The following is a 1,141-nucleotide window of genomic DNA, read 5'->3' as shown; positions in this document are numbered from 1 at the left end:
TAGTGTGCTAATTCGTGTGGCTTTAGCAGCGTTAGTATTTTTGCCTTTTTTAAAGAAAATCCCTACCCCACTTGCGTTTAAACTCATGCTGATAGGCGCACTGCAACTGGGGGTTATGTATGGCTTTTATTACCACTCATTTTTGTTTTTAAGTGTGCCAGAAGTGCTGTTATTTACTGTAATGACCCCGCTTTACATTACGCTTTTGAACGATGCGCTAAATAAACAGTTTAATCCGCAGTTTTTTATCGTCGCGTTTATTGCCGTGTTAGGGGCTATTACCATTCGTTATGAAAACTTAGACAGTAACTTTTTAGTCGGATTACTACTGGTTCAAGGCGCTAATATTAGTTTTGCTATCGGCCAAGTAACCTATAAACGATTAATGCTTAATAAACAACTCGATGATAAAACCGTATTTGGTTGGTTTTTTATTGGCGCACTAATTGTTGCAAGCGCCTGTTACGCCTTATTTGGTGATCTTAACAAATTACCAAGTACCTCAACTCAATGGGGCATACTGATTTATTTAGGCATTGTGGCCTCCGGTTTAGGCTACTTTATGTGGAATAAAGGCGCGACGCTTGTTAATGTTGGCGCGCTGGCGGTGATGAACAACTTGCTTATTCCTGCCGGTATAATTGTTAATGTGCTTATTTGGAATAGAGACGCAGACCTACTTAGATTAACTATTGGCGCGGGAGTGATGCTGTTTGCCTTGGTGGTAAACCAAATAATGGTTAAATCAGCAAATTAATCACTCTGTAGTGAAATTGTCATTAATAATTAGTAAGGTAGCGTCCACTTTTATTTTTAAGGACAAATAATGAAGCGCATACCTTTTCTAACAACTTTTTTATTATTAAGCTCACTCGCTGGCTGTGATGACGATGTAAAAATAGTCGAAAAAGAAGTGGTTGTTACCAACACTGACGTTGAAATTGTTAAAGTACCTACCCCGGTTATTGTTGAAGTGGCACAAGGCACCAATACGCAACTAGGTACTCGCCCCGACTACTTAATTGACGATATGGCTGACAGCGCACTAAAAACACAATTAGAATCGTGTAAAGAAGGCCCTTTTTATCGTACTGATTTTTCAATTGGTCACCGTGGTGCCCCCATGCAATACCCAGAGCAC

Annotated in this window: 1 protein-coding gene and 1 pseudogene; both read left to right on the top strand. The window is 39.8% G+C overall.

What is annotated here, in order from left to right; genetic code table 11:
* Positions 1 to 757, top strand: a 757-nt coding sequence (locus tag CWB76_RS19110; RefSeq protein WP_138609699.1) for an EamA family transporter, incomplete at its 5' end; no start/stop codon positions are given.
* A gap of 69 nt (positions 758 to 826) precedes the next feature.
* Positions 827 to 1,141 (top strand): annotated as a pseudogene (locus tag CWB76_RS19105) (glycerophosphodiester phosphodiesterase family protein); the annotation flags it as partial.

It is taken from the genome of Pseudoalteromonas sp. S1609 (genome assembly GCF_005887255.1).
In the GTDB taxonomy this organism is placed as follows: domain Bacteria; phylum Pseudomonadota; class Gammaproteobacteria; order Enterobacterales; family Alteromonadaceae; genus Pseudoalteromonas.
This window is presented reverse-complemented; position numbering and strand designations above follow the sequence as displayed.